4 protein-coding genes and 2 pseudogenes are annotated in these 5213 nt (G+C 33.2%); 2 read left to right on the plus strand and 4 right to left on the minus strand.

Annotation, left to right across the window (positions count from 1 at the left end; genetic code table 11):
* Positions 1-650 (minus strand): transposase (locus H8909_RS12425; protein ID WP_187013046.1); only part of this gene is annotated, 650 nt, incomplete at its 3' end.
* A 78-nt stretch (positions 651-728) separates the two neighbouring features.
* Between H8909_RS12425 and tnpA the strand changes: the two are divergent.
* Both tnpA and H8909_RS12435 read left to right on the plus strand, forming a co-directional pair.
* A pseudogene (gene tnpA / locus H8909_RS13895) lies at positions 729-1134 on the plus strand (IS200/IS605 family transposase).
* 288 nt (positions 1135-1422) lie between these two features.
* Positions 1423-1677 carry a hypothetical protein gene (locus tag H8909_RS12435; protein WP_187013047.1) on the plus strand — a complete coding sequence of 85 codons (255 nt, stop codon included), beginning with the start codon at positions 1423-1425 and terminating at the stop codon, positions 1675-1677.
* 120 nt (positions 1678-1797) lie between these two features.
* Here H8909_RS12435 and H8909_RS12440 read toward each other — a convergent pair whose 3' ends face one another.
* From H8909_RS12440 to H8909_RS13555, 3 genes and pseudogenes are all read right to left on the minus strand, one after another.
* Positions 1798-3090 carry an ATP-binding protein gene (locus tag H8909_RS12440; protein WP_187013048.1) on the minus strand — a complete coding sequence of 431 codons (1293 nt, stop codon included), beginning with the start codon at positions 3088-3090 and terminating at the stop codon, positions 1798-1800.
* A gap of 193 nt (positions 3091-3283) precedes the next feature.
* Positions 3284-4249 (minus strand): annotated as a pseudogene (locus H8909_RS12445) (RNA-guided endonuclease InsQ/TnpB family protein); the annotation flags it as partial.
* A 33-nt stretch (positions 4250-4282) separates the two neighbouring features.
* Positions 4283-4447 (minus strand): helix-turn-helix domain-containing protein, encoded by a 165-nt coding sequence (locus H8909_RS13555; protein ID WP_238928296.1) that lies wholly within the window; start codon positions 4445-4447, stop codon positions 4283-4285.
* Positions 4448-5213 lie beyond the last annotated feature (766 nt).

A 5213-nucleotide genomic window follows, 5' to 3' on the forward strand; every position in this document is an offset into this window, starting at 1 on the left:
CGAAGCTTGGAATAGTTAGCACGTTTCTGTTTAATAGCTTTACCACTAACAAATCCAGACTTATGTTTGCTGTCATAAGTTGCAACAACAAAGTTAATACCTCTGTCAATACCTACAACGTTACAGATGTCAGAAATATTACTTTCTTCAACCTCATAGGTAACTGGTATATGCAGATAGTATTTACCATGTTTATTTACGAGTTTCGCAGTACCAAACTTATAAATCGTATGATTGAAATACTTAGACATTCCATCTGAAAAATAAGATAACTTCACACGACCATTAAGTGTATTGATTGAAAAACGGTTTTGAGTTAAGGAATAATCTCTGTTCCAAACCAAATCATACTGAGGCTTTTTGAACGATGGTTTAATCCACTCATTCTGATTTTCAAGAATGGTCTTATATCTGGCGATAACAGTCTTCAAAACAGACTGCGCCATCTGCGATTTAAGGTTAAACTTTTCTCGTAAAGTAGAATACAAAGCTTTATTAAGTGAAAACTGCTTTAAGTCATGAGTGCGGAATACATAGTCTGAAACATAGTTACAGGCATTACGATAAACAGACATTGTTTCATCAAGCAAAACCTTATCTGTTTCAGCTGCGATTATTTGAATTTTAGCTGTAATAGTCATCCGTTCCATAGATGTACTCCTTTCATAGATATTTCACTATATATTATATTTAATTTATAGCGAAATATCTATATTTTGAGGTGAACTGTGAACAATAGATACAATCGTCATAACAGACAAAAACACAGTCTGAAAGTACATATAGTCCTTGTAACCAAATACCGTAAGAAACTACTAATAGGCTCTATTGCTGATGATGTTAAACAAAAGATTCTCCATATAGCTAATACTCGTGGCTACGAAATTATTGCGATAGAAACTGACAAAAACCATATACATTTTCTTATTAAGTTATGATACATCAGATAGAGTTTGCGATATTGTCAAAATTGTAAAGCAGGAAACAACATACCACTTATGGCAAAAGTATAGTTCGGTCTTATCAAGACAGTATTGGAAGGAGAAAATATCTTGGTCAGATGGTTATTTTGCTTGTAGCATTGGAGAAGTGTCATCAGCAACTATACAAAAATATATTGAAAGTCAGGGATAATAGATAGCGATTTATGAGGCTCCTCCCACCGCCTAAAGGCAGTGGGAGGAGCCTATGATAAACGAAAGGATTTATTTATGAATACCAGAGATTTATAAAAGCTATCATAAAACCAAACGTAGGATTTTTGATTGAATGTGATCCAAGAGATGACAAACTCATAAATGGTACTTGGATTAAAAGAGCGAATGCATTACTTGACTACAAAGAAATTCAAAACAGATTAAGAGCTATACAATACAAAACGGAGGGTAATTAGTATGGATTTGAGAAAAAAGGCTTGTCCTAATGAATGTTGTAAGACACACAGAAAAAAAGAAATATAATTCAAAGGTTAACTATTGTCGTGAATGCCGTACAAAACGAGAGGACAGAAAAGAAAAAACAATTGATGTGGCGAAAAAAGGAACTAAAGCTGCAAGTGTTGTTGTAATAGCACCAGCTATAAAAGTTATACAAAAAGATGGTGCGAAACTAGCCGAGCAAGTATCCCATAAGGCTGTGAATGTAGCAGCAGAAGTCATAAAAAAGAAGAAGTTATAGCATAATTGAGAGGATATTCACTGTAGTGGGTATCCTCTTTATGCTAGCTATAGAATAGATTTTTGCATATATTTACAGTTTTCTAGTAAAAAAAGAAACAGCAACTGGCTGTTTCTCCTATTATCTATGAATGATTTCTGGATCAAGTAGAAAATCATAGATATTTACAGTCAAGATACCATAATCATCATAATAAGGATGTACAAAATCTTTTGTAATGATGATTTTTTTGAAAGAATCATCAATCTTTCTACATGGTCTAATTTCCTGTGTACGTTTTGTTTCATCAGGAAGTGAATAGGCTGACTGAATGTAATATCTAGAAGAGCCAAGATTACACACAAAATCAACTTCTAGCTGCTTACGAACAATCTTCCCTTCATGGTTTTTCTCTGTTGTCGCGATAACACCTACATCTACATTATAGCCACGCATTCTTAATTCATTATAAATTACATTTTCCATACAAAAGTTTGGTTCTAATTGACGGAAATTAATTCTCGAATTACGTAATCCTAAATCAGAGAAATAATACTTCTTTGGTGTAACTTTATATGCTTTTCCCTTAATATCATATCTTTGAGCTGACTCAATAAGGAATGAGTCTTCAAAATAATTTATATACTTTTTAATAGTTTGAGAAGAGATCTTAGATTTCTTTTCTGACTTAAAAGTATTCTTTAACTTTTCTGGATTAGTTAATGAACCAATAGATGAAGAAAGAACGTTTAATAGCTCTCCTAGTTCTTCTTTATTTTTTACTTGAAAACGTTTAGTAATATGGCGAAGATATACTACATTCAACAGAAATTGTAGTACAGATGCTTTATCATTTACATTTTCTTGAAGTACAACCCATGGGATACCACCATATAACATATATTCCTCTAATCCCGCATATTGATCACCTTTGTATACAGACATAAACTCTGCGAAACTAAGAGGATACACATGAACTACATCTCCTCTACCTGCAAACTGAGTGACTACACCTTTTGATAATAGTTTAGTAAAATTTCCTGTCACATATACATCCATATTATCCTTACGAAGATAACCATTGAGAACTGATTCAAAACAATCTAACTCTTCAATTTCATCAAGCAATAAATAATACATGCCTTCATCAATAACTTTAGAACGTACATATGCCATGAATTTTTCTGGATCAACTCCACGTTTTTCTATTGGACTATGATGTCTTTCCCCAATCATATATAGATCTTCACCCGAGTAAAAGTCAAAACGAATAATGTGATCAGCATCTACTCCACTTTCGATTAAGTGATTATAAAACAAATTTTTTAACAAATAAGATTTGCCACAATAGCGTATACCTGTAATGACCTTAATCAATCCATTATTCTTTCTTTTAATTAACTTTTTTAGATAATAATCTCTACGAATTTCCACTCCTAAGCCTGCCACTCAAAATGTGATTAAATATACTCACATCGAGATAATGTAAGTTCTCACGAACATTACTTACTATTTTATTGTGTATGCTTTCGATTGACCGAAATCATATCTACTCACAAGTTCTTGTACACTCCATAGTCGTAAATTCCCAAAGTAGCCTTCGGTACATACCTACGCTTGCGTTTGTTTATGCAACTTCGTAAGTCGTAGCATCTCTCAGGTTTAGTGCAGCATTGAAATCTCTATCTTCGATATATCCACAGTCACATCTGAAAAGTCTATCTGAAAGCTTTAAATCTTTCTTGATACTCTTGCAGCAGTGACATGTTTTAGATGATGGGAACCATCTACCGACTATTCGCAGTTCAATTCCGTTCTCCTTGCATTTAGCTTGAAGCTTTGTTTTAAATTCATAAAACTTCTGCGAAGCAACTGCCTTTGAAAGATGCTTGTTCTTCATCATTCCTGATACGTTTAGATCTTCAATCGTTATATAAGATGGTTTGGTTTTCACTATCTCTGCGATTATCTTATTGATGTAATCAGTACGAATATTATCAATTCTCTGATGAAGCTTCTGTATCTTAAGCCTTTGTTTTTGTATATTTCTTTTTTGAGTGGACCCTCCTTTCTTAAGATTTTCATACTTTCGAGAAAGACCTCTCTGTTCTCGAGCAAGCTTTTTTTCAAGCTTCTTTAATTTTGCAGATTTATTGATGTTCGTATAAGTCTTGCCATTAGAGATAACGGCAAAATCCTTTAATCCAAGGTCAATGCCAATTCCTTCACTGGAATTATTGACTATTGGTTTGTCAGGGATTTCTATAAGAACTGAAACATAGTATCTGTCAGCCTTTATTGAGACATGACCGCTCTTAATTACATATCCGTTTTTTGTTGTAGGAATATATCCTTTCTCTTTGATGCGGACCCAGCCAAGTGACGGAATCTTGATTCTGTGTCTTTCGCAACTGCAATCTTTAGGATTATTCCTTACAAAATACATTTTCACATCAGATCTGCTTTTCTTCTTAAATTTTGGAAAGTCGCTCTTATGATTAAAGAAGTTTTCAAATGCGGTCTGTCCGTTATTTACTGCCTGTGTTACCGATTTTGAATAAGCTTCCTTGATCCATGAATATTCTGGATGGCTTGGAAGATACTCATTGTTAAGCCAAACTCTAAACTAGCTGCTGCTCATAAACTTCTTGCCACTTTCATGAAGTTCCTTATTATAAGCGAGATAGAAGTTATAGATAAATCTGCAAGTACCTATAGTTTTACGAATCTTAACTTTCTGCTCCTCTGTCGGATTTATTTCCGTCTTGAAGCTCTTCAGCAATTTCCTCATCCCTTTCTATCAGATTTTTTATACTTACGAAGCCCTTTGCAACATGAAAGAGAAGACATGGAGTATTGAAACAATATCCTGCATGAATTCTTCATCTAATTTCTAATCTAATTATAGTACAAATGGAAAATCCATGCATCAAGTTCAGAATCAAGAACGCCTATTAATAGGTGTTTATGAAATTTAATTTTCACTAACCTATGCTTTGTGGGTATTCAAATAATTCTTTTACTTTACAAAGCCTATCTTAAAAATGCAACTTGATTTAGTAAATGCTGATTATAAGTATAATAATGCCTAATAGTTTAGGTTCGATTTGCCTTTAAAGTTCCTTTTCTATCTCAACGTTATAATATCTTAACAGATACGCCTAAAAGTTCAGCAAAATCCTTTGGTTTATAATTTGTAATATTTGATGTGTTCATTTTAATGCTCTTCTTTGAGCAGATTTGAACACATTTAATCACAATAATCAATATTGAGTATTCCGCTAATGGAAGACCACTCGTTACAGTAGAGAAGTCCACTCAATACGCTGGACAAGTCCGCCTCACCAAAAAATTGAATACGGTTGGAAGTCCACAATTAATTTGAAAAAAGGCATAAAAATTCTTTATCATTATGATATGATGACCTCCCAGTAGACAGTGCAAATAATTAAAAGCACTGTTTGCTGAGGAGGTTTTCTTATGGGAAGAAAAAGTAAGTTTTCAAAAGAACAAAAAATTGAAATATGTAGAAGATACTTAGATGGCAGTGAATCAGT

The organism is Catenibacterium faecis (genome assembly GCF_014306455.1).
Taxonomy (GTDB): domain Bacteria; phylum Bacillota_I; class Bacilli_A; order Erysipelotrichales; family Coprobacillaceae; genus Catenibacterium; species Catenibacterium mitsuoka_A.